The following is a 23,932-nucleotide window of genomic DNA, read 5'->3' as shown; positions in this document are numbered from 1 at the left end:
CGCGACACGCGTTGCTTCGACGGCGGGCCTCGGCCCGCCGTCGCTTTATCCGCCGACCGGAATACCCACCATGTCCACGCCCCTGCTCTCGCTTTACCACCGGCTGCAGCGCTGGCCCGCCGGCACCTGGCTGTTCTCGCGCGCGGTGTGCTTCAAGGCGCCCTACTTCGCCAGCATCGCGCCACGCATCACCCGCCTGGAACACGGCCGCTGCGAAGGCACGCTGGCCGACCGCCGCAGGGTGCGCAACCACATCGGCACGGTGCACGCGATCGCGATGTGCAACCTGGCCGAACTGACCGCCGGGTTGATGGTCGATGCATCGCTGCCGAAGGGCATGCGCTGGATCCCGAAGGGGATGCAGGTGCAGTACCTGGCCAAGGCACGTGGCACGCTGCAGGCGGTGGCGTTGCCGGCACAGCCGATTGTCGTCGCGGCCGAGGGCTATGCCCTGCCGGTGACGGTGAGCGTGCGCGACCGTGCGGGCACGGAGGTGTTCAGCGCGGTGATCGACATGTGGTTGTCGCCGGCGAAGTAGGTTCCCGCGAACGGCGCAGCCCCTCGTGGGTGGACGGTTGATCGCGGAAAGCCCTGGTTAGGCTGGGGACGGTGGGTTCGCGGGGGACGCCGTGAACCCATCCCTGGGGACTTGGCCGCGGCATCCATGCCGCGGACATCCCCGCGACCCCACCGCCCCCAGCCTCGGACGCATCTCTGCGGCGTCCACCCACGCAAGAGAAAAAAGAAGGGCAGAAGCAAAAGCAAAAGCGGCCCACCGGCCGCTTTTTGCTGTTGCTGTTGCTGTTGCTGTTGCTCTTGAACTTCTTTTTCTTCTCCGTGGGCTGGCCGCGCCCTGAAACTGTCAGGGGTGTGGCGGGTGGGCCGTTCAGGGGCGTTGGCGCCATGGATGGCGCCATCGAGCTTACATGGACGTACTTGCAGCGTCCCCTGCACGGCCCACCCGCCACCCCCAACACATGACCCGCTCCACGCGACCGACCCACGAGGGGCTGCGCCGTTGGCTGGAAACTACGCCAGCGCGCGAAACACCAACGCCAGGATCGCCGGCACCGCCTGGATCATGAAAATACGGCGGCTCACGCTGTACGCGCCGTAGCACCCCGCCACCACCACGCAGGCCAGCGAGAACGTCACCAGCACCGGCTGATCGATCACCAGCCCCACCACGATGCCTGCCGCCAGGAAGCCGTTGTACAAGCCCTGGTTGGCCGCCAGCACGCGCGTGGCCCCGGCCTTCTCCGGCGTATTGCGGAAGGTCTTCAGGCCCAGCGGGCGGGTCCACAGGAACATCTCCAGGACCAGGAAATAGACGTGCAGCAGTGCGACCAGCAAGGTCAGGGCGAGTGCGATCCAGTACATGTGCGGTTCCTTGGACAGGGAAGGAGAATGGGGTCAGCGCCCTATCCGCGGGAAAAGGCTCTGACCCCGGCAAATCAACGGTCGCGCGGCAGCTTCTTTTCTTCGCGCAGCACGCCGAACGCAGCCAGGGTCATGAAGCCGGCCACCAGCACGCCGCCGATGAACACCACGTGCGAACCGAACAGGGTCAGTGCCTTGTGGATCCAGGTGAACCCCAGGTCCGCGCCGCGGTACACCACGGTGTCGATCGCCGCGCCGGCCTTGTAGCGCCACTGCCGGTCCACGCGCGTGTAGATGGTCTCGCGCGCCGGCTTGGCCAGTGCGAATTCGCTGGCGCGGGTCATCACCTGCACCACCGCGACCATCAACGGCATCGGCGAGGCTGCCAGCACCGAGAAGCCGATCAGGATCGCGAAACCGGGAATCAGCAGCGCCGGCGCGATGCCGTGGCGCGACAGCAGCCAGCGGGTCAGGCCCACCTGCATCAGCAGCGCCAGCGCGTTCACCGCCAGGTCGATGCGCGAGAAGAACGCGGTACTGGCCGCCGGGTCGGTAAACGCCGCGCGCACGATGCTGGCCTGCTGGTTGTACAGCAGCGTGCCGACGCCCACGCCGAACACCACCATCACCGCCAACCAGCGCAGCAGCGGCTCGCGCACGATCAGTTTCAGGCCGTCCAGCACGCTGCCGCCCATCGGTTGCTCGCCGGACACCAGTTGCTGCTCGCGTTCGCGCAGCACCGCCCAATGCCGCAGCCGCCAGATGCACAACAGGCACACGACCAGGAATGCTGCCGAGACCAGCATCAGGTTGGCGATGCCCACGCGCTGGGCCAGCGCGCTGGTGATCAACGGGCCGAGGAACGCGCCAACGGTGCCGGCCGCACCGATGTAGCCGTAGTAGGCACGCGCCTGTGCGTTGGAGAACACGTCGGCCATGAAGCTCCAGAACACCGCCACCGCGAACAGGTTGAAGACCATCACCCAGAGGAAGAAGGCCATGCCCCGCCCTGGCACGTGACTGTCGAACAGTGCGTAGAACCCCAGCAGGGTGACGATGAAGAAGCCGTACACCACGGGAAGGAACACACGGCGCGGGAAGCGGCTGACCAGCCAGCCGTACACCGGCTGCAGCACCAGCATGATCACGAACACGCAGGAGAACAGGAACTGCAGGACGAAGTCCTTCAACGCGATGCCATGGCTGGCGAACCAGGTGATCAGCACGGGCGGGAACACCGTTTCCAGGTCCGCCGAGGCGGCCATGGCCTCACGCACCGGGCGCAGCACGTAGTAGCCGCTGAGCAGGCAGAAGAAGTACAGGAACGACCACCACAGCGCCGGCGACTCGCGCAGCGCCGCCGCCAGGCCCTGCAGCGGCCCCTTGCCCGATGCAGCGCTCATGCAGCGCCCCTCGCCCACAGACGGCGGTTGGACAGCAGCATGGCAGGCTCCGGGGCGGTGAAGCGCGTACGTTAGCCAATGCACTGCAACATCGCCAGCGCGACGCGCCCTCGCGCCTGCGGACGGACGCGACGACCGGCCTGGACGACACGTTCCGATACACACTTTCGGGGCGTCAAAATTCCAACTTTTTCAACAAGATGCGCATTCATCTTCGCTTTGTTTGTGCACAGGGGAAAAGCGGCGCTAGAATCGCCATCAGCAGTCGCGCACGGGTCCAACCGATGAAAAAGAACAGCCTGCGTCGTCCGATCCGTTCGGCGGCCACCGGTTTGCTGGGCATGTTGATGCCCGTTGCCTTGTCCACCACCGCGCAGACACCGCCGGCGTTGCCGCCGATGCCGACCAACATCGAATCCGCGACGGCTGCCACCGTCGCCCACACCCAGCCTGCGGCCTACCGCACCGGTCTGGTGCCGCGCGTCCAGGCGCCGGCGGCTGGCTTCAACGTCGCCAACATCGAATCGATGGCGCAGCAGCTGACCTATGGCGAGCGCGTGCCAGGCATGGCGGTGGCGATCGTGCAGGGCGGCCGCATTCTCAGCGCGCGTGGCTATGGCGTCACCGACGTCAACAACCCGCTGCCGGTCGATGCGCACACCGTGTTTCGTCTGGCCTCGCTGTCCAAGGCCTTCGCCGGCACCATGGCCGGCCTGCTGGTCAACGACGGCACGCTGCGCTGGGACAGCAAGGTCACCGACTACGTGCCGGGCTTCCGCCTCAATTCGCCCGAAGCCACCGACCGCCTGACCGTGGCCGACGTGCTCAGCCATCGCGTCGGCCTGCCGTACAACGCCTACGACCGCGACATCGAAGGCAACGCCGAGTACTACGCGCTGACCCAGAAGCTGGCCAACACCAGCCTGAAATGCCTGCCGGGCGACTGCTACGCCTACCAGAACGTGGCCTTCAGCCTGATCGGCGACGTGGTCTATGCGGCCTCGGGCAGCTTCTACGAGCAGTCGGTCGAGCGCCGCATCTTCAAGCCGCTGGGCATGAATGATGCCAGCCTCGGTCTGGCCGGCATCCAGGCCAGCTCGCGCTGGGCGCGTCCGCACGTGCGCAGCCGCAACGGCTGGGTCTCGCTGACGCCCAAGCCCACCTATTACCGCGTCGCTCCGGCGGCTGGCGTCAACGCCAGCGCCAGCGACATGGCGCAGTGGCTGCTGGCCCACACCGGCCATCGCCCCGACGTGCTGCCGGCACCGCTGCTGGCCACCCTGCATTCAAGCCTGATCAACACGCCGGGCGAGATGCGTTCGGGCTGGCGCCGTGAGCGCCTGCACTCGGCGGGCTACGCATTGGGTTGGCGTACCTTCGACTACGCCGGCCACGACGTGGTGTTCCATGCAGGTGCCGTGCAGGGCTATCGCGGCCTGGTCGCGCTGGTGCCGGAACGTGACCTCGGCATCGCCATCCTCTGGAATGGCGAAAGCGGCCTGCCCAGCGGCCTGCTGCCGACCGTGCTCGACTCGGCGCTCGGCCTGCCGGCGCAGCGCTGGCTGGACGTGGACACCGACTTCGGCAGCGACAACCTGATGGCCGAGGGCGCAAGCCCGGCGCAGCAGGACAAGCGCAAGGGCAAGGGCGCCTCGGGCAACCGCGCGGTGGCTTCGCCGCGCTGACCAGGCGGGCTCGACCGTGTGTGCGAAGGGCGGCCCATCGGTCGCCCTTTTTGTTGGCCGTTGCAGCGTCGAGCCCATGCTCGGCTCTGCAGTTCCGCAGCGCTAGTGCGCGAAGTAGTGCATGCCGCCGTCCACTGGAATCACCGCACCGGTGATGTAACCCGCCAGCGGCGAGGCCAGGAACGCCACCAGCGGCGCCACTTCCTCCGGTTCACCAAAGCGTCCGATCGGGATGTTGCGGGCAATGAACGCGCGTCTGCTTTCCTCGGTGGGGTGCAGGCGGTCCAGGATCTGCGCGCTGTTGATGCGCCCCGGTGCAATCGCGTTCACCGTGATGCCCTGCCCCGCCACCTCCGACGAAAGGCCCTTGCTCCACAGGTGCAATGCCGCCTTCGCCGCGGTGGTCGCGTTCACCGCGCGCGGTTCCATCGAACCGCTGAAGTTGATCACCCGTCCCCATGCCTGCGCCTGCATGCCGGGCAACAGCGCCTGGGTCAGCCGTCGTGCGGCGGAGAAGTTCAGGGCGATCGCTTCCTCCCAGATATCGTCATCGGCATCGACCGTGGTCGGCCGGGAACCGCCTGCGGCATTGACCAGGATGTCGACACGCTGCAATGCCTCACGGGATGCGTCCGCGATGTACCGGAGGTCGCCGGCAACCGTGACATCGCCGGCCACGATGACCGGTGCAGCGCCGCCTTCGGCTTCGATCCGCGCCGCCAGCGCCTGCAGCGGTGCCCGCTGCCGCGACGTGATGGCAATGCGCACGCCCTGGGCCGCCAGCTGCCTGGCGACGGCGGCACCGATGCCGCTGGCCGCGCCCGTCACCAACGCGGTACGGCCAGCAAGATTCAAGTCCATGGTGTTCTCCTGTCAGCGTGGCCGGCGAATCCGGTCCGTGCACGACATGCTGTTTGATCACCCCTGATTGATAAACTCCACGCAGGTTTCAGCATTCAACACCCGGGGTGTCAGATGAACCTGCTGGAGAGCATGCAGGTCTACGTGCTGATCGTGGACAAGGGCAGCCTCAGTGCGGCAGCCGCGGCGATGGATATCTCGGCAACGATGGCCGGCAAGCACCTGCGCGCATTGGAAGCCCGGCTGGGCATGCAGCTGTTGAGCCGTACCACCCGGCGCCAGCACATGACACCGTTCGGCGAGGACTACTACGCGCGCTGCAAGGAGATCCTGCGCCTGGTGGAGGAAACCGACGCGCAGGCGCAGCACCAGCAGCTCTCACCGGCGGGCACGCTGCGCATCAGCGCACCGGTGATCTTCGGTACACACGCGCTGGTACCGGCGCTGGCCGAGTACATGGCCCGTCATCCGGATGTCCGGGTCGAAGCCACGCTGACCGATCGTGTGGTCGACCTGGCCGAAGAGGGCTTCGAGGCGGCACTGCGCATCGGCACGCTGGCCGACAGCAGCGTGCTGGTGGCCCGAGCACTGGCCCCCTATCGCTTGATGATGTGCGCATCGCCGGCGTATCTGGCCAGGCACGGCACGCCACGCAGCGTGCACGCACTTGCCGGCCATCAATGCCTGTCGTTCGAACCGAGTGCGCTTGCCCAGTGGCTGCAGCACGACGCTGGCGAGCTCGACCACGTGCCCGACGGCCGACTGCAGATCAACAATGGCGAAGCGCTGCGTTCGGCGGCGCTGCACGGCCTTGGCATCGTCCTGCAATCGACGCTGCTGCTGGCCGCCGATGTCGAGGCGGGGCGTCTGGTGCAGCTGTTCCCGGAATACGGTCAGGCCGGTCGGCCGATGCACGTGGTCTATGCGCACGACCGTTACCACTCCACCCGCCTGCGCAGCTTCCTCGACTTCCTGATGGAGCGCTTTCCAGCGGCGCCGCACGGCTAGCGCCGACCGTCAGCAAAGCGGTCGAGCCTGGCTCGACTCGACGCTACAAGTGGCCCATAAAAAAACCCCCTCCCCGCTGGGCAGCCAGGGAAGGGGGTTTCAGGATGCGGCTATCGGGAAGTACTTAGATCAGCGGCGCCGGGGTTGCCGGCAGAGCGACCGGAGCGGCCTTCTTCTTGCGGGCGGCCGGCTTGCGCTTGGCAACCTTCTTCGCTGCCTTCTTCGGGGCAGCCTTCTTGGTGGCCTTCTTCGCGGTCTTCTTCACTGCCTTCTTGGCGGTCTTCTTGACGGCCTTCTTGGCAGTGGCCTTCTTCGCGACCTTCTTGGCCGGCTTGCGCGCCGCGGCCTTCTTGGCAGTCTTCTTGGTGGCCTTCTTGGCAACCTTCTTGGTGGCCTTCTTGGCAGCGGACTTCTTGGCTACCTTCTTCGCCGCCTTCTTCACTGCCTTCTTCGCAGTGGTCTTCTTGGCGACCTTCTTCGCAGCCTTCTTCACTGCCTTCTTGGCGGTTGCCTTCTTCGCGACCTTCTTCACTGCCTTCTTGGCAGCGGCCTTCTTCGCGACCTTCTTCACCGCTTTCTTGGCGGCGGGCTTCTTCTTCGCAGCTTTCTTGGTTGCCATGGGATGGCTCCTCGTCAGTGATAGGGAGTTGAAACGCCCAGTTGGATCAAACCCGCGGATGCTGCGTGCGGGGACCGCCGGCGCGTCAGGCGCGCCGTTACGGATGCGGCAATGCCCGCCTCGATCGGCGGAGCGGGCATCGGAACGGGAGTTGCCTTGCATTTCTCCGGGGGAAGCGGGGCCATGTCCACCGTCATCAGGGTCGCGGTGGTCTTGAAGGGGCTGCTTCGCATCGGACGATTGATTCTGCGCACTCGGTTGGGCAGGCAAGGTCTGCTGAGGCGAAACCTAATCACGGTTTTTTTTACTGTCAACAACCCCCGCGAAAAATTTTCACATCCGCGCCTTCCCGGGCGCCGCCAGCGCCACCACTCTGCACGGCCTGCAACGACGGTGGAAGCGGCGCGCACGCACGTTGCCTGCATCGATGCCAATGCAGGCGTTGATCAAAAAACACTTGAAATAAGCACTCCGCGTAGACAGGCGCAGGCAAGGCACAACGGCGTACGCGCATCGTCGGTGGTCACCGGCACCGCCGCCAACGCCAGCACAACGGCGCCGCAACGGGGGGCGAAAAGTTTTCACATTCGAACGCTTCGGCGCGGGGCTGAAACGCGGATTTGCGCAAAACTGCGCACGCCCATCGGCACCGTTCGCCTGTCGGCTGATGCCACGCCGAGGGTGCACAGCGAACCCCGCGTCATGAGTCCGACGCGGTCGCCAAAACAAAAACGGCCACCCGAAGGTGGCCGTTCCAGAATCCGGAAACGACGACTCAGTGGTCGTCGTTCTCCAGGGCTTCGGCGTACGCGTCCGGGTCCAGCAGCTCGTTGACCTCTTCGGCGTTGGTCAGTTCGATCACGAACATCCAGCCTTCGCCGTAGGCATCTTCGTTGATGGTTTCCGGCTTGTCGGACAGGGCCGAGTTGACCTCGACGACCTTGCCGCTGATCGGGCTGTAGACGTCCGAGGCGGCCTTCACCGACTCGACGACGGCGATCTGTTCGCCGGCCTTGGCGTCGGCGCCGACTTCCGGCAGTTCGACGTAGACCAGGTCACCCAGCAGGCCCTGGGCGTGGTCGGAAATACCGACGGTGACGCGGCCATTGCCTTCGACACGGGCCCACTCATGGGACTTGAGGAACTTGAGGTCGCCGGGGATCTCGCTCATGGGACTGCTCCAGAGATATGCAGGGGTGGAAAAAACGGGGCTAGTGTAACCAACCGGCCGCCACTGCTGTCAGTGACGACCGGCACGTTCGGATCAGGCGTCGGCGAGCACGCCGGGCTGGGCCTGGCCTTCGCGCACGAACGGGAACTTGACCACGCGCACCGGCACCTGCCGGCCGCGGATGTCGACGGTGACCTCGCCGAGTTCACCGGCCGGCACGCGGGCGAAGGCGATGCCCTTGGCCAGGGTCGGCGAGAAGGTGCCGGACAGGATCTCGCCCTGGCCGCCAGCGGTGGTCACCGCCTGGCCGTGGCGCAGCACGCCCTTCTCGTCCATCACCAGGCCGATCATCTGGCGCGCGGTGCCGGCGGCCTTCTGCGCCTCCAGCACGTCGCGGCCGATGAAGTCGCGGCCTTCGTCCAGCGACACGGTCCAGGCCAGTGCCGCTTCATACGGGCTGATCTCTTCGTCCATGTCCTGACCGTACAGGTTCATGCCGGCCTCCAGGCGCAGGGTGTCGCGCGCACCGAGGCCGGCCGGCTTCACGCCTGCCGCCAGCAGGCGGTTCCAGAAGGCGACCACGGCATCCTGCGGCAGCAGGATCTCGAAACCGTCTTCACCGGTGTAGCCGGTGCGGGCGACAAACAACTCGACGCCGTCGTCGGACTGCGCCTGCAGGGCGGCGAAGCGGCCCAGCTTGGTCAGTGCTGCACGGTCGGCTTCGCGGGCCAGGCCGATCACGATGTCGCGCGCCTGCGGGCCCTGCACGGCGAGGATGGCCAGGTCCGGGCGCTGCTCGACGGAAACACCGAACGGTGCCGCCTGCTCACGCAGCCAGGCCAGGTCCTTTTCGCGGGTGGAGGCATTGACCACCATGCGGAAGAAATCGTCGCCCAGGTAGTAGACGATCAGGTCGTCGATGACGCCGCCGCGCGGATTCAGCATGCACGAGTACAGGGCCTTGCCGGTCACCTTCAGTTTGTCGATCGAATTGGCCAGCAGGCGGCGCAGGAACGGCTTGACCTGGTCACCGCGCAGGTCGACCACGGTCATGTGACTGACGTCGAACACGCCGGCTTCGCGACGCACCAGGTGGTGTTCGTCCAGCTGCGAGCCGTAGTGGATGGGCATGTCCCAACCCCCGAAATCGACCATCTTGGCGCCAAGGGCGCGGTGGGTATCGTTGAGCAGCGTCTTCTGGGTCATGACCGGTCCGGCAGCAGAGGAAACAGGAATTCCCATTATCCCAGATCGGTCGCCCGCAGGCGTGCCGCAGCGCAGCGGTTCGTGGAAGCGGAAGCGCGGCCCGCCTTGCCCTTTCCCTTTCGGGCGAGGCAATGGCTGCGCTCCCCGCAACCGCCTGTTACAGGCGCACCCGCCCACGCAGGATGTCGACGAACATCACCCAGTCACCCATGAATGAATACAGCGGATGCCGGAAGGTGGCCGGGCGATTCTTCTCGAAGAAGAAGTGGCCGACCCAGGCGAATCCATAACCGCAGAACAACGCGGCCAGCAGGAGCGTCGGCTGGCCGCGCAACACGGCAGCCGCAGCCAGCAGCAGCACTCCGCAGCTGCCGATGAAATGCAGGCGCCGCGAGACCGGGTGGCGGTGCTCGCTGAGATAGAACGGATAGAACTCGCGGAAGCTGGCGAAGCGGGACATGCGCGTGCTCCGGGGGCCGTGGTCACTGCCATCATGCGCCTTACCGGGATGCAGCGCTGCGCGCTTGCGGGGCATGGCCCGGCGGCCGTTGCAGAGCCGAGCCATGCTCGGCTGCCTTGGCCCTTGTAGCGCCAAGCTTGCTCGACTGCTCCCCGGAGAAGCAGCCGAGCATGGCTCGGCTCTACAAAAGGGTGGGCGCGGTCGAGCCTGGCTCGACGCTACACGGGGGGCGTGCGCGGACCGAACATGATCACCGCCATGCCGGCCAGGCACAGGGCTGCACCGAACAGGTCCCAGCGGCTGGGGCGGATGCCGTCGACCAGCCACAACCAGAACAGCGCGGTGCCGATGTACACGCCACCGTAGGCGGCATAGACCCGTCCACTGGCAGTCGGGTGCAGAGTCAGCAGCCAGGCGAACAGGGCCAGGCTGGCCGCGGCTGGCAGCAGCAACCAGACGCTGCCTCCCTTGCGCAGCCACAACCATGGCAGGTAACAGCCGACGATCTCGGCCAGCGCGGTCAGCAGGAACAGGCCAAGCGTCTTCACGCTTTTTCTGCTGCCTTGGCGTGCTGCCACAGCGCTTCCTGCGCATCCAGGTCCAGTGCCGCCAACGCCTCCCCCTGCGCCTCGGCCTGCGCTTCCATCGCGCGGAAGCGCCGCTCGAACTTGTGGTTGGCCCCGCGCAGTGCGGCGCCCAGATCGATATCGGCGTGCCGGGCCAGGTTGGCGCAGACGAACAGCAGGTCGCCCAGTTCTTCCTGCAAGCGCGCCTTGTTGCCCGCGATATCGCCGCGCTCGAATTCCTCTCGCAGCTCCTGCAGCTCCTCGGCCGCCTTGTCCAGCACAGGCAGCGGGCCCGGCCAGTCGAAACCGACCCTGGCCGCGCGCGACTGGAGCTTCACGGCGCGCTGCCATTCCGGCAAGCCACGCGAGATACCGGCCAGTGCGGAGGTGTCCTGCTCGCCCTTGGCGGCACGCTCGGCGCGCTTGATCGCGTCCCAGTTGCGCATCACCCCGTCGGCATCGTCGACGCTGACATCGGCAAACACATGCGGGTGACGGCGCTGCATCTTGTCGCTGATCGCACGTGCGACATCGGCGAAGGCAAATGCCCCCTGCTCCTCGGCCATGCGTGCGTGGAACACCACCTGCAGCAGCAGGTCGCCGAGCTCGTCGCAGAGATCGTCGAGGTCGCCGCGGTCGATCGCATCGGCCACCTCGTAGGCTTCCTCGATGGTGTACGGGGCAATGGTCGAGAAGTCCTGCTCCAGGTCCCATGGGCAACCTCCCTGCGGGTCGCGCAGGCGCGCCATGATGACCAGCAGGCGTTCCAGTTGATGGCTTGCCTCGCTGCCGGTGGCAGGGGTGTCGTGCGCGCTCATGCGGCCTCCAGGTTCAGTCGGACAACCAGTCGCGCCACGGCAGGCTGGTATCACCAAGGGCAATGAAATCGCCGTTCAACAGCGTTTCGCGGCGGTTGTAACGGAACGGCTTGCCGGTCGCGGCCGACAGCACCGCGCCACCCGCCGCATGCAGCACGCACTGGCCGGCGGCGGTATCCCATTCAGAGGTCGGGCCGAGCCGCGGATAGACATCCAGGCCGCCTTCGGCGATCCGGCAGAATTTCAGCGACGATCCCTGCGCGATGGTCTCGATGCGGCCCATGCGCGCCAGCAGCGCCTCGGTTTCCGGCGAACGGTGCGATCGGCTGGCGGCGACGCGCAGCGGAGCAGTGGCCGGCGTGCGGGTGCGCAGCACGGTGTCGTGCAGACCCTGCCGCCGATAGGCCAGTTCCCCGCGCATGGCATGCCAGACAATGCCGGTGACCGGCGCCAGCACCACGCCGAATGCCGGTGCGCCCTGGTAGATCAAGGCAATGTTGACGCTGAACTCACCGTTGCGCTTGACGAACTCGCGGGTGCCGTCGAGCGGGTCCACCAGCCAGTAGGCGCCCCAGTGGCGGCGCTGCTCCCAGCCCACCTGCGCCGATTCCTCGGACAGGATCGGCAGGTCCGGGGTCAGCTGGCGCAGGCCCAGTTCAATGACCTGGTTGGCGGCCAGGTCAGCTGCGGTGACCGGGCTGTTGTCGTCCTTGATCTGCACGTCGAAGCCATCGGCATACACCTGCATGATGGCCTGTCCGGCTTCCTGGGCGATGGCGATGGCGGTCTCGCGCAGGTCCGTCGTCAGCTTGATCATCGCGTTCCCTGCAGCCACTGGCGGGCAATGAACAGCGCCGCCAGCGAGCGTCCCTCTGAGAAGTCCTCGCGCAGCATCAGCTGGTCCAGTTCGGCCAGCTTCCACGGCACCACTTCCAGCTCCTCCGGCTCGTCGCCGGCCAGTTTTTCCGGGTACAGGTCGCGCGCCACCACCAGCCACGACTGGTGGCTCATGTAGGTCGGGGCCAGGGTCATCGCGCGCAGCACGTCGACCCGGCGCGCACCATAACCGGCCTCTTCCTTCAGTTCGCGGTCGGCCGCCTGCTCGGGCGTCTCGCCGGCATCGATCCGGCCCTTCACCAGCCCGAGTTCGTAACGGTGCATGCCAGCGGCGTATTCACGTACCAGCAGCACGGTTTCGTCGTCGAGCATCGGCACCACCACCACCGCACCGTGCCCACGGCTGACCAGGCGCTCGAAGCGGCGGCGTTCGCCGTTGGAGAACTCCAGGTCCAGGTGCTGGCGCTGGAAGGGGCCGTTCTCCTCATCGGTGATCCGATGGATGATCGGCAAGCGACGGCCGGCACGGTCATCGTTCATGCGGAATCTCCGCGGCGACCGGCGGCTGCGCCGGGGCCGATAGAATGTGCAGGCAGCAACATGTTCATGAGCCCGAAATGCTAGCAGACCCAACCCCCTCCCCGCTGGCCCGCCACTGGCGGCAGCGCGACCTGCAGGTGCTGTGGCACCCGTGCACGCAGATGCGTGAGCATCCGGACACCCTGCCGCTGGTACCGATTTCCCGTGGCGAAGGCGCATGGCTGATCGACCACGACGGCAACCGCTATCTGGACGCGGTCAGCAGCTGGTGGACCAATCTGTTCGGTCATGCCGAACCGCGCATCGGGGGCGCCATCGCTGCCCAGGCCGGGCAGCTGGAACAGGTGATGCTCGCCGGTTTCGGCCACGAGCCGGCGATCACCCTGGCCGAACGCCTGCTGGCACTGGCGCCACGCCAGGCCGGCCGCGAACCGCTGGCCAAGGTGTTCTACGCCGACAACGGGTCCGCCGGCGTGGAAGTGGCGCTGAAGATGGCCTTCCAGTACTTCCAGAACCGCGGAGAGCCCCGGCGCACGCGCTTCATCGCGCTCGAGAACGGCTACCACGGCGAAACCCTGGGCGCGCTGGCGCTGGGTGACATTCCGCTGTACCGCCGCGTCTATGCGCCGCTGCTGGCCGAGGGCCTGTTCGCGCCGTCGCCCGATGCCTACCTGGCCGAACCGGGCCAGAGCGCGGCCGATCGCGCACGGCAGGCGGCCGATGGCCTGGCCACGCTGTTCGACCAGCACCCGGGCGAGGTCTGCGCGGTGATCCTGGAACCGCGCCTGCAGTGTGCCGGCGGCATGCGCATGCATGACCCGGTCTACCTGCAGCGCGTGCGCGAACTGTGCGATGCCCATGGCGCGTTCATGATCGCCGACGAGATCGCCACCGGCTTCGGCCGCACCGGCACCCTGTTCGCCTGCGAGCAGGCCGGGGTGATGCCGGACCTGATGTGCCTGTCCAAGGGCCTGACCGGCGGCTTCCTGCCACTGGCCGCCGTACTGGCGACGCAGGCGCTGTATGACGCCTTCCTCGACGACTCGCGCGAGCGCGCCTTCCTGCATTCGCACAGTTACACCGGCAACCCGCTGGCCTGCGCCGCGGCGCTGGCGACGCTGGACATCTTCCGCGACGACGATGTGATCGCGCGCAACCGGGGCATCGCCTCGGTGATGGGCACGCTGGCGGCACCGTTTGCCGACCACCCGCACGTGGCCGACGTGCGCCAGGCCGGCATGGTGGTGGCGTTCGAGCTGTCGCGCGACGGCAACAAGCGCACGCCGTTCGATCCGGGCCTGCGGCTGGGCCTGCAGGCCTACAAGGCCGCCCTCAAGCGCGGCGTGGTGCTGCGCCCGCTGGGCGACGTGCTGTACTGGATGCCACCCTACTGCGTGGACGACGAACAACTGGAGCTGCTGGCGCACACCACGCTGGCGGCCATCGACGAGGCGATTGCATGCGCGTGACCCGCTGCCCCATCGACCTGGCGCTGCACAGCGGCCAGACCGTGACCCTGCCGGAAGAGACCGCCAACCACCTGGTGCGGGTGATGCGCCTGCGCGAAGGCGATACCTGCGTGCTGTTCAACGGCGATGGCCACGACTACAGCGCGACGCTGACCGTGGCCGGCAAGCGCGAGGTGCAGGTCCGCATCGACGCCGTGCAGGCCATCGACAACGAATCCCCGCTGGCGATCACCCTGCTGCAGGGCATCGCCCGTGGCGAGAAGATGGACCTGATCCTGCAGAAGGCCACCGAGCTGGGTGTGGTCGCGATCATTCCGGTCAACGCCGAGCGCACCGAGGTGAAGCTGGACGCGGCACGGGCGGAAAAGCGCGTGGCGCACTGGAACAACGTGGTGACCTCGGCCTGCGGCCAGTCCGGGCGCGCGCGCATTCCGCCGGTAGGATCGCCGCTGTCGCTGGCGCAGGCTGCGGCGGCGCTGCCAGCCGATTCGCTGCGGCTGACCCTGGATCCGCAGGGAGCACATCGCCTGTCGACGCTGGAAGCCGCTCCCGCTGGCGGCATCGTGATTGCAATCGGCCCGGAAGGCGGCTGGTCGCCACGCGACCGCGATCAACTGGCCGCAGCAGGGTTCCAGGGGCTGCAACTGGGGCCGCGGATCCTGCGCACGGAAACGGCCGGACTGGCCGCGATCGCGGCGTTGCAGGCGCGCTTGGGCGATCTGGGGTAAGGCTGATTCGTGGTAGTGCCGGCCGCTGGCCGGCATCCACGGGATCATGAGGTTGCCGGCCAGCGGCCGGCACTACCAGCTACCCGACCGGCGGATTGCCGATCAGGCCGCCAGCGGATGTCGACGCAGGAAGCCGCTCCCGCTGTCGGCATCGTGATTGCAAGCGGCAGGATTCCAGGGGCTTCAACTGGGGCCGCGGATCCTGCGCACGGAAACGGCCGGACTGGCCGCGATCGCGGCGTTGCAGGCGCGGTTGGGCGATCTGGGGTAAGGCTGATTCGTGGTAGTGCCGGCCGCTGGCCGGCATCCACGGGATCATGAGGTTGCCGGCCAGCGGCCGGCACTACCGGGAACCCGACCGGCGGATTGCCGATCAGGCCGCCAGCGAATGTCGACGCAGGAAGCCGCTCCCGCTGGCGGCATCGTGATTGCGATCGGCGGGATTCCAAGGGCTGCAACTGGGGCCGCGGATCCTGCGCACGGAAACGGTCGGGCTGGCCGCGATCGCGGCGTTGCAGGCGCGGTTGGGCGATCTGGGGTAAGGCTTCGTGGTAGTGCCGGCCGCTGGCCGGCATCCACGGGATCATGGGGTTGCCGGCCAGCGGCCGGCACTACCGGCGACCCGACCGGCGGATTGCCGATCAGGCCGCCAGCGAATCCAGCGCCGCTTCCAGTGCATCCAGGTTCGGCAGCAGCGCGCTCTGCTCACCCAGCAGCACGCGCATGTGCACGATCTGCGGCAGGGTTTCTTCGGAGGCGTCGGCCAGCAGGCCGTCGCGCGGCACCGAGATCAGCTGCGGGAAGTTCTGCGTCAGCAGCGCGTAGTACGGGCGCTGCGCGTTGCCGCTGAGGGACTTCAGTACTACCACCTTGTTGTGGCCGGCCACCGTCTCTTCGCCCAGCCCGGAAAGGCGTGCGAACGACACCAGCGGCACCTGCCAGCCGTGCCAGCCGATCTCGCCAACCAGCCAGCGCGGCGCATCGGAGACCGGCTGCACCGGTACGCGCGACATCATTTCGGCCACGGTGGCATTGGGCAGCAGTACGCGCTCGTTGCCGGCCTGGATCAGGACGCCGCGGATTTCGTCGTTGCTGGCGTAGCTCATGGTGCCTCTCCGTTGTCGTCCTGCTCACCCCAGCGCGCGGCAATTGCCTGCGCCAGCTCCTGCGGTTCACCGGCCACCATGCCGGCAGCAACCACGGCGGTGGCCGCAGCCGGGTCGTAGCAGCCCTCGCCTACCTGCCCGGCCACCCACGCACCGGCGGCCGCCAGGTCCAGCGCCGGGCCGACATGGGCCAGGTCGGCACCGCTGAGCAGCACCAGCGCAGTGTGTGCGGCCGGCAATGCAGCGAGCGAAATACCGGTGGCATCGCTCTGGAAATGCAGGCCATCGCTGGCCGCGCGCACGCCGATATCATCAGCCAGCACGTGGACCTCGCCCGGCGCGGCGCGCTGGCCGGCCTCGGCCAGCTGCACCGGCAACGGCGAAACACGCGACATCTGCTTGACCAGGTTGCCGTAGCGGCCACCGTCCAGGCGCATGTGCACCAGGACCGGCACGCTCAACGACGCGGGCAGTGCGCCGAGCAGGCGACGCAACGCATCCGGGCCACCGATGCCGGCCAGCACCAGCAGTGATGCGGCGCGCGCACCGGCCGGGGCGGCGGCATCCAGATCGACCAGGGTCAAATGATCGGTATCGAAGGAGGGCTGCGGCGCGGCAGCCGGCGCCGCCACTTCTGCCGGTGCCGGCGCTTCGATCGATTCCTCGACCAGCGACCAGGCGGTGTGATCGAAGGAGATCGGCGGTGCCGCAGGCGCCGCCGGTTCGGCCGGCGCTTGCGGCGGCGAAGGCGGATCCCGTGGTTCGGGCACGTCCGGCTGCAGTGCCGCCAGGGCCTGCTCCAGCGCGATCGGTTCGTGCAGGTGTGCCGGCGGCGAGTACAGACCGTCGGCCGGAACGTCATCGGCCCAGCTCAGCGCCTGCGCCAGATGCGGCTGCAGGGCTTCTTCCTGCGGCGCCGGCGCGGGCGCCGGATGGCCGGGCTCCAGCTGCAGGCTGGGCTCTTCCTCGGCACCCGGCGGCAACACCTGCTGGTGGCCGTGCAGCTTGGCGGCCAGATGGCGCCCCCAACGCTGCGCCTCCCAGCCGTCGCGGCGCGCGGCCAGCTCGGCCTCATCGAACACCAGGGTCAGCCCCGGTGCCGAGAGCACGGCGTCCAGCCGTTCCAGTGCGTCCTCGATGGCCGCTTCCAGCGCGATCACCACGAACTGCGGATCCGCAGCCTGCAGGACCTGTGGCTCCAGGCCGTTCGGGTCATCTTCCAGGACCAGCTGCACATCTGCATGCGACAGCGCCTCGCGCAGGCGTTCGCGCGCCGCACCGGGGCGGGCCAGCAGGGCGACGGCCGGGGCCGGATGGGTTTCACTCACGGACACGGGCGATCCCCAGCAGGTCATACACGTTACGCATCAGGTCCAGTTCCTGGTACGGCTTGCCCAGATACCGCTGGACACCGATCTCGAAGGCGCGCTGGCGGTGCTTGTCGCCGCTGCGCGAGGTGATCATCACGATCGGCACATCCTTGTAGCGCGGGTCGGCGCGCATCGCCGTGGCCAGCTCGTAGCCGTCCATGCGCGGCATCTCGATATCCAGCAGCATCAGGTCCGGCACGCGCTCTTCCAGCCGCTCCAGTGCTTCCACGCCGTCACGGGCAACACTGACTTCGAAGTTGTGGCGTTCGAGGATGCGTCCGGTCACTTTGCGCATGGTCAGCGAGTCATCGACCACCATCACCAGCGGCACCTGGCGTTCGTCGCGCGGTGCATTGGCCAGCACCGGTGCGGTCGGATTGGCGAGGAAACGGCGCACCAGCGGCGCGACGTCCAGGATCACCACCACGCGGCCATCGCCGGTGATGGTGGCACCGTAGATGCCCGGTACCGAGGCGATCTGCAGGCCGACCGGCTTGACCACGATTTCGCGGTTGCCCAGCACCTGGTCGATCGCCACGGCAGCGCGCAGGTCACCGGCACGCACCAGCAGCAGCGGCACCTGGTCCTGGCCATCGGCGCGTGCCGGGGCCTGCCCGACCAGGCTGCCGAGGTCATACAGCGGATAGTCTTCGCCGCTGTAGCGGTAGCTGCTGTCGGCGGCCTCGAAGCGTTCGCGTGACAGGCGGCCGATACCACTGACCGAGGCCACCGGCACGGCGAAGGTGGTTTCACCGATCTGCACGAACACCGCCTGGGTGACGGCCAGCGTCTGCGGCAGGCGCAAGGTGAAGCGCACGCCCTGGCCACGCACCGACTGGATGTCGACCGAGCCGCCGAGCTGGCGCACTTCGTTGCGCACCACGTCCATGCCCACGCCACGACCCGCCAGCTGGCTGACCTGGTCGGCGGTGGAGAAACCGGAGGCGAAGATCAGGTTGTCCAGTTCCTGCTCGCTGGGCTGCGCGTCGGCGGCCAACAGGCCACGATCGATGGCGCGGCGTCGGATCGCTTCGCGGTCCAGGCCAGCACCGTCATCGGCCACTTCCAGCACGATTTCCGAGCCTTCACGGTGCAGGCGGATGGCGACTTCGCCCTCTTCCGGCTTGCCGGCGGCGCGACGCTGTTCCGGCGCTTCCAGGCCGTGGGCCACGGAGTTGCGCAGCATGTGTTCGAGCGGCGCGACCATGCGGTCGAGGACATTGCGGTCCAGTTCGCCGTGGGTGCCCTCCAGGGTCAGGTGCACCTGCTTGCCGGTATCCATTCCGGACTGGCGGACCACGCGGCGCAGGCGCGGCACCAGGCCATCGAACGGCACCATGCGCGCGCGCATCAGGCCATCCTGCAGCTCGGAGCTGACGCGCGACTGCTGTTGCAGCAACGAATCGTACTGGCGTGACAGATCGTCGAGCACGCCCTGCAGGCCCCCGAGATCGGCCGCCGACTCGTTCAGTGCACGGCTGAGCTGCTGCAGCGTGGAGAAGCGGTCCAGTTCCAGCGGATCGAACTTCTGATCGGCCTGGTCCTGCTCACGCTGGTAGCGGGCGACGATCTGCGCCTCGGTTTCCAGGTCGAGTCGGCGCAGCTGGTCGCGCAGTCGCGCATTGGTGCGCTCCAGCTCGCCCATCGCGCCGCGGAAGGCACCAAGCTGCTGTTCCAGGCGCGAGCGGTAGATCGCCACTTCACCGGCATGGTTGACCAGGCGGTCGAGCAGATCCGCGCGCACGCGCACCTGTTCCTGCTGCGGGCGCGCCAGCGGATCTTCATCGATCACGCCTTCGGCCGGCAGCGGTGCCGACAACGGCGCATCGAGCAGTGCCGGCGCAGGGCCGGCGACCGCTGCCGACGCGGTTTCTGCAACGCTCGCCACGTCCGCTGCGCCTGCGGCAGCCGCTGCTGCTGCGGCAATATCGGTGGTGGTACGCACTTCGAACGCATCGACCAGATCCTGCGCCGGTTCCACCACGCGGTGGTTACCGGTGCGGGTCAGCAGCTGGTGCAGGCGATCGAATCCGCGCTCCAGCAACTGCACATCGCGGCGTTCGATCTCGGTGCGACCGGCGGCGACCGCCTCCAGCAACGATTCGATGCTGTGGCCGAGATCACCGATGGCGTTGATGCCGGCCATGCGTGCGCCACCCTTCAGGGTGTGCAGGTCACGCTGCAGGCCGGCCAGCACCTCGCGGTCCTGCGGTGCATCACGCAGCTCGCTGATCAGGCCATCGCAGTGGTCGAGCAGGTCCTTGCCTTCCTCGACGAAGATGTCGACCAGCTCGCGATCGTAGACGCTGAAGTCGAGCGTATCGGTGCTGTCTTCCGGCACCGGCATGGCAAGGATGTCAGGTGTCACGGTTTCAGGCACGTCGGCTTCGGGCGCGCTGGCTGCCACGGCATCCGACACCGCAACCGCGTCGACGCCGGCAGCTTCGGCGTGGACCTCCGCCTGGCCCGGCGCGTCTTCCAGTTCGAAGAAGCGTACCGGTTCGGCGGTGGCCTGCGCTGCGGCCTCCGCGATCTCCTCATTCACCGTCGCCGGGGACGGCTGATCGGCGCTCTCTCCTTCACCGATCGCCGCCTCCCCGCCGACGTCCGCATCCTCGGCAAAGGCTTCCGCCTCGCCCGGCGCGAGTTCGCTGGCCTGCAGGCCGAGCACGGGCCATTGCCCGTCGTCGGCCAGGGGCTGCTCTTCGTCGATCACGTGCAGGCCGGCCTCGAGCGCGGCTTCCAGCGAGACCGGTTCTGCAAACCCCGGCGCAGCCATTTCATCCTGCAGGCTCGACAGCTCGCTGTCGAGTGGCAGTGCAGCAGGCATTTCGAACGCCGTGGCATCAGCCACGTGCGCGCGATCGGCCGAGGGCGCATTCAGGTCAGATGCGACGGCTTCGACAGCGGCCGGAGTCTCTTCGGCGTCGCGGTCGTCAACCGGCAGCGCACTGGCATCCAGGTACGGCGACAGATCATCCACGACGGTCAAACCGGCATCGTCGGACAACCGCAGCACACCTTCGGCCTCCGCCTCGACACCGGCTACGGCAACGGCTGGAACGTCGTCGGCCACCTGGATCGATTCGACCACCGGCAGCGACGCATCCTCCTCACCCGGTACGGACGGCCATCCGGCATCGAAGTAGCGCGAAAGATCATCGCTGGCCGTCAGCTCACCGACCTCCAGCCCGGCCTCGATCGCCACGTCGGCGACCGGGGCTTCGACAGTATCGGCACGTGCTTCCGCGTCCTGCTCCGGTGCGGCAAACGAATGCGGCACCGCATCGGATTCAGGCGCGACGGCTGTCGATGCATCCGCGTCCAGTTCCACCGGCGGTTCGTCATCCAGCGCCAGATCGTCTTCTTCGTCTTCCAGGCCCACCATCGGCCAGCGCGCTTCCGGCAACGCGCCAGCCAGCGCCTGCAGGCGCTGCGCGAGTACCTGTTGCGGCGCGATGCGCGGCTGTTCGGCCTGCAACGCTTCCATGGTGGCGGTGATCGCCTGCGCAGTCGCATCCAGGGCGGCTACGCCTTCATCACCCGGGACCACCTCGGCGGCCAGTGCCCGCTTGATGTAGGACTCCGCGCCGCCGGTCACCGCCGTGATCTCGGGCACTTCGGTCATCGCGAAGGCGCCGTTCATGGTGTGCACCGCGCGCAGCAGTGCATCGCTGACCGGTTGCGGCGCCTGCTGCGCCGAACGCAGCCAGTCCTGCAGGGTGGCCTGGTGGACTTCCACCTCGGCCTCGAGAATCTCGCGCAGCACGCTGTCGATGTTGGCCGGCGTACCGGCCACTTCGGCCTCCACGTCGGTATCGGCCGGCGCCGAGGCGGCAGCCTCCACATCGAGAATGCGGCTGATCTCGTCTTCGCCGTCAGCTTCAGCAACCGGTACAACCGGCGCAGCCGCACCCGGCAGCGGTACGTAGTAGGTTTCCTCGCCTGCGCCGACACGATCGGCAATGGCCTGCATGGCCTGCAGGTCGACGCTGATGCGCTGGCCGTGGCGCAGCGCTGCGTTCAGTTGTGGCAGCGCCGCATGTGCGTTGTCGACCATCGCCAGCACCGCCGGCGAGGCGGCGCGGCTGCCATCCAGCACGCGGTTGAGCATGCCTTCGATCTTCCACGCGAACTCGCCCAGCGTACGTGCGCCAACCAGGCGGCCACTGCCCTTGAGGGTATGGAAGATGCGGCGGATCGGGCGCAGCCGGTCCATGTTGTCCGGCTGCATGCGCCACGCCGGCAGCAGCGTGCCCAGATTGGCGAGCTCGTCGTCGAACTCTTCCAGGAACACCTCGCGGATGTCCTCGTCGATGTTCTCGGCGTCGTCGTCGAAGCCGGCGTCGAAGCCCGTAGTCGCGTCGGCATTGGCGTCGGCGCCGGTCGCAACGACCGCCTCCGGTGCCGTCGCGGTGGGCATCGCCTGCGGATTGAAGCCGGCAGCAGCTGCACTCAGCTCGGCGAAGAACTGGGCATCGGCTTCGCTGAAATCGATCGGCGCGATGGTGTCGATATCGATCACCGACACGGCCGGCGCCGACGTTTCCGCTGCCGGGGCGGGCGCTTCGATCGACGGCGGCGTGATCGACGATGCCGGCAGGTCATCCGGAGCCTCGTCCACCCTGACCTCCGCCGCAGGCGATGCATCGGCCAGCGGCGGCGCCACGGCATCGACGATCTCCAGCGACGGATGCAACCCGGCGTCATCGTCCAGCGACAACGTTTCCATCGCGTGCAGCGACAGCACATCGTCAGCGTTGTCCAGTGCATCGGCGTCGAAGCGGAACACCACGTCGTCGGCCTCGGCAACCGCGCCCCGTTCGGCCGCTACCGGATCGAACACCGGCGCAGCATCGAATCCGGTCACGGGCGAAACCACGCTGTCCGTCGTCTCGTCGATCGCAGGCGCTGCGCTTTCCTCGAGCACCTGCGGCGCCTCGGACAGCGACCACTGCGGTGCATCGGCGTGATCGCTGTCGGCCAGTTCGAAGCTGACGGGATCGAAACTGGCGAACGTCGGCGCGCGTTCGTCGCCGGCGGGCGCGGCCGCCTCGGCTTCGGGGTAGAACGGCGCCAGCTCCCACTGCGGGACATCAGGCGCAGGTGCGCTGGACGCGGCGAAGACCAGCGATGCCTCGGCATCATCCTGTGTTGGCAGCGGCGAGGCGCCAGCATCCAACGGGCTGGCGGCCACGACGCCCGCGGTGCCCAGCGCGCCGAACATCAGGCTGTTGTCGGGCACCCTCGGTGCCGGTGTGGCCGGCGGCGGATCGAAGGTGAAGTCCGGCAGCGATACCGGCACGTCGCCGGCCGCGGGCGCAGCAGGCTGCACCGGTACCTCGATGCGCTCGGGCTGCAGCGGCTCGACCTGCACCGGCAGCGGCTCACGTTCGATCGCAAGCGCTGCCGGCGCTTCCGGTGCGGCGGCGTTGCGTTCGGGCAGCGGCCAGTAGCGCAGTGCCTCGAGGCTGCTGCGGGTGATTTCGAGGATGTCTTCGCGGCCCGGGCGACGATCGCGCAGGGCTTCCAGGTAGTACTCCAGGCTGGCCATGGCATCGGCCAGGGTGTCCAGCTGGCGGCCGCTGGGCACGCGCTGGCGGCCGATCAGCTCGGCCTCGATGTACTGCTGCACGCCACGCAGGTAATCGGCGGCGGTACCCAGGTCGAGCATGCGCAGCGCGCCGGACACATCGCCCAGCAGGCGCGGTACATCCTGCAGCTCGGCATGGTTCCAGCTGGTTTCGATGAAGGCGACGAAATGCTCGCGGGCGGCAGCGAAGTTGGCGATGGCTTCATGGGCCAGCACTTCCACCGTGCGCCGGTTCTCCACCGCGCTCGGATCGTCCTCGCCACTGCCGCCGGCGCCCAGATGGGCAACCTGGTCGTCCAGCGAGGCATCGACGTACAGCAGCGCACCGGCGATATCCAGCAGCAGGTTCTCGTCGATCTGCTGGCGCCCCTCGACCACGCCACGCAGCGCGTCGCGCTGCTGCACGACCACGCCACGGGCCACGCCCAGGCCCATCATGCCCAGCGTGTCGGCCACGGCGCCCAGTTCGTTGGCCTGGGTCTGCAGCTGTTCCGGTGCACCGCCGGTGCGCAGGTGCAGGTCAAGCGCATCCTTGATGCGCAGCAGTTCTTCCTTCACTGCGCTGCCGACGGTATCGAGCAGCTCGCGGTTGCGCCCGCTCAGGCTGCCCCGGGCATGGTCCAGTTCGGCCTCGGTGGCGGTGATGCTGTCCGGCGCAAAGGCCAGCAGCACGCTGTCGTTGACGCCTTCTTCGCCACGCGACGCGCGGATCTCGTTGAGCAGCGGCATCAGCACGATCGGAATGTCGCGATGGCCGTTCTGCAGGCGCTCCAGATAGTCCGGCAGCAGCACGCTGCCACGCATCAGGGTCGCACAGGCTTCATCCCGGTCGGCCACCTGGCCGGCGCCGATGGCATTGGCCAGCTGCTCCAGCTCTTCGGCCACCATCGCCGGGGCATACAGTTCAACCATGCGCAGGGTGCCCTGCACCTGGTGCAGGTAGCCGGCGCAGATGCGCATGCGGCTGGCATCGCTCGGGTCTTCCGCGTAGTACTCGACCTCGTTGCGCACCTGGCGCAGGGTCTCGTCCAGCTCGGGCTTGACCCAGCCCAGCGCTGCGTGGCTCATCGCATCGCGCAGACTGCTCATGGACGCGCTCCGTTCGCCGCCGC

At 67.8% G+C, this 23,932-nt stretch carries 19 protein-coding genes and 2 pseudogenes; 7 read left to right on the top strand and 14 right to left on the bottom strand.

The features are described from left to right. The first annotated feature begins 70 nt into the window (after positions 1-70). Positions 71-538: a hotdog fold domain-containing protein gene (locus tag AC5P56_RS04835; RefSeq protein WP_014648075.1), complete on the top strand. Its 468-nt coding sequence runs from the start codon at positions 71-73 to the stop codon at positions 536-538. 491 nt (positions 539-1,029) lie between these two features. On the opposite strand, the gene AC5P56_RS04830 is transcribed toward AC5P56_RS04835, so the two are convergent. Together AC5P56_RS04830 and AC5P56_RS04825 are read right to left on the bottom strand one after the other, a co-directional pair. Continuing rightward, positions 1,030-1,380, bottom strand: coding sequence for a DUF1304 domain-containing protein (locus tag AC5P56_RS04830; protein WP_014648076.1), 351 nt, complete (start codon positions 1,378-1,380; stop codon positions 1,030-1,032). A 74-nt stretch (positions 1,381-1,454) separates the two neighbouring features. Further along, positions 1,455-2,783, bottom strand: coding sequence for an NTP/NDP exchange transporter (locus AC5P56_RS04825; protein ID WP_014648077.1), 1,329 nt, complete (start codon positions 2,781-2,783; stop codon positions 1,455-1,457). Between the two features lie 284 nt (positions 2,784-3,067). Here AC5P56_RS04825 and AC5P56_RS04820 point away from each other — a divergent pair, with 284 nt between their 5' ends. Further along, positions 3,068-4,468: a serine hydrolase domain-containing protein gene (locus tag AC5P56_RS04820; RefSeq protein WP_032960851.1), complete on the top strand. Its 1,401-nt coding sequence runs from the start codon at positions 3,068-3,070 to the stop codon at positions 4,466-4,468. 102 nt (positions 4,469-4,570) lie between these two features. On the opposite strand, the gene AC5P56_RS04815 is transcribed toward AC5P56_RS04820, so the two are convergent. Continuing rightward, positions 4,571-5,329, bottom strand: coding sequence for an SDR family oxidoreductase (locus AC5P56_RS04815; protein WP_241887036.1), 759 nt, complete (start codon positions 5,327-5,329; stop codon positions 4,571-4,573). Between the two features lie 114 nt (positions 5,330-5,443). On the opposite strand from AC5P56_RS04815, the gene AC5P56_RS04810 reads away from it, so the two are divergent. After that, the gene (locus tag AC5P56_RS04810) at positions 5,444-6,337 is read left to right on the top strand and encodes a LysR family transcriptional regulator (RefSeq protein ID WP_014648080.1); all 894 of its coding nucleotides are present in this window, start codon (positions 5,444-5,446) and stop codon (positions 6,335-6,337) included. Between the two features lie 124 nt (positions 6,338-6,461). Here the strand turns inward: AC5P56_RS04810 and AC5P56_RS04805 are convergent, their stop codons facing one another. From AC5P56_RS04805 to nudE, 8 genes are all read right to left on the bottom strand, one after another. Beyond that, entirely contained in the window at positions 6,462-6,956 is a 495-nt protein-coding gene (locus AC5P56_RS04805) for a hypothetical protein (RefSeq protein ID WP_014648081.1), read from the bottom strand. 775 nt (positions 6,957-7,731) lie between these two features. After that, positions 7,732-8,127, bottom strand: a complete 396-nt coding sequence (gcvH, locus tag AC5P56_RS04800) for a glycine cleavage system protein GcvH (protein ID WP_014648082.1) — start codon at positions 8,125-8,127, stop codon at positions 7,732-7,734. 93 nt (positions 8,128-8,220) lie between these two features. After that, a complete protein-coding gene (gcvT, locus tag AC5P56_RS04795; RefSeq protein WP_014648083.1) occupies positions 8,221-9,333 on the bottom strand; it encodes a glycine cleavage system aminomethyltransferase GcvT in 1,113 nt (370 codons plus the stop codon). Between the two features lie 157 nt (positions 9,334-9,490). Then, the gene (locus tag AC5P56_RS04790) at positions 9,491-9,793 is read right to left on the bottom strand and encodes an Mpo1-like protein (RefSeq protein ID WP_014648084.1); all 303 of its coding nucleotides are present in this window, start codon (positions 9,791-9,793) and stop codon (positions 9,491-9,493) included. Positions 9,794-10,011: 218 nt separating this feature from the next. Continuing rightward, a complete protein-coding gene (locus AC5P56_RS04785) occupies positions 10,012-10,341 on the bottom strand; it encodes a YnfA family protein (protein WP_014648085.1) in 330 nt (109 codons plus the stop codon). Beyond that, a complete protein-coding gene (mazG, locus tag AC5P56_RS04780; RefSeq protein ID WP_014648086.1) occupies positions 10,338-11,177 on the bottom strand; it encodes a nucleoside triphosphate pyrophosphohydrolase in 840 nt (279 codons plus the stop codon). The genes AC5P56_RS04785 and mazG overlap by 4 nt, the downstream gene beginning before the upstream one ends. A 13-nt stretch (positions 11,178-11,190) precedes the next feature. Beyond that, entirely contained in the window at positions 11,191-11,994 is an 804-nt protein-coding gene (cysQ, locus tag AC5P56_RS04775; protein ID WP_014038179.1) for a 3'(2'),5'-bisphosphate nucleotidase CysQ, read from the bottom strand. Then, a complete protein-coding gene (gene nudE / locus AC5P56_RS04770; RefSeq protein ID WP_005418435.1) occupies positions 11,991-12,554 on the bottom strand; it encodes an ADP compounds hydrolase NudE in 564 nt (187 codons plus the stop codon). Before nudE ends, cysQ begins: the two co-directional genes overlap by 4 nt. Before the next feature lie 77 nt (positions 12,555-12,631). Between nudE and bioA the strand changes: the two genes are divergently transcribed. The 4 genes and pseudogenes from bioA to AC5P56_RS04750 form a co-directional block, all read left to right on the top strand. After that, a complete protein-coding gene (bioA, locus tag AC5P56_RS04765) occupies positions 12,632-14,023 on the top strand; it encodes an adenosylmethionine--8-amino-7-oxononanoate transaminase (RefSeq protein WP_049441317.1) in 1,392 nt (463 codons plus the stop codon). Beyond that, positions 14,014-14,751 carry a 16S rRNA (uracil(1498)-N(3))-methyltransferase gene (locus tag AC5P56_RS04760; RefSeq protein WP_401735498.1) on the top strand — a complete coding sequence of 246 codons (738 nt, stop codon included), beginning with the start codon at positions 14,014-14,016 and terminating at the stop codon, positions 14,749-14,751. Before bioA ends, AC5P56_RS04760 begins: the two co-directional genes overlap by 10 nt. Before the next feature lie 157 nt (positions 14,752-14,908). Continuing rightward, positions 14,909-15,022: pseudogene (locus AC5P56_RS04755) on the top strand (16S rRNA (uracil(1498)-N(3))-methyltransferase); the annotation flags it as partial. Positions 15,023-15,179: 157 nt separating this feature from the next. Then, positions 15,180-15,293, top strand: a pseudogene (locus tag AC5P56_RS04750) (16S rRNA (uracil(1498)-N(3))-methyltransferase); the annotation flags it as partial. Between the two features lie 99 nt (positions 15,294-15,392). Here the strand turns inward: AC5P56_RS04750 and AC5P56_RS04745 are convergent. From AC5P56_RS04745 to AC5P56_RS04735, 3 genes are read right to left on the bottom strand one after another with little or no spacing between them, the layout of a single operon-like run. Continuing rightward, the gene (locus tag AC5P56_RS04745; protein WP_014648089.1) at positions 15,393-15,857 is read right to left on the bottom strand and encodes a chemotaxis protein CheW; all 465 of its coding nucleotides are present in this window, start codon (positions 15,855-15,857) and stop codon (positions 15,393-15,395) included. Then, positions 15,854-17,191 carry a chemotaxis protein CheB gene (locus tag AC5P56_RS04740; RefSeq protein ID WP_075077245.1) on the bottom strand — a complete coding sequence of 446 codons (1,338 nt, stop codon included), beginning with the start codon at positions 17,189-17,191 and terminating at the stop codon, positions 15,854-15,856. The genes AC5P56_RS04745 and AC5P56_RS04740 overlap by 4 nt, the downstream gene beginning before the upstream one ends. Next, a complete protein-coding gene (locus AC5P56_RS04735; protein ID WP_049441324.1) occupies positions 17,178-23,909 on the bottom strand; it encodes an Hpt domain-containing protein in 6,732 nt (2,243 codons plus the stop codon). The genes AC5P56_RS04740 and AC5P56_RS04735 overlap by 14 nt, the downstream gene beginning before the upstream one ends. Positions 23,910-23,932 lie beyond the last annotated feature (23 nt).

It is taken from the genome of Stenotrophomonas sp. YJH_SMC_131 (assembly GCF_059367975.1).
The sequence above is the reverse complement of the archived record's forward strand: the minus strand, read 5'-3'. Positions and strand labels throughout refer to the sequence as shown.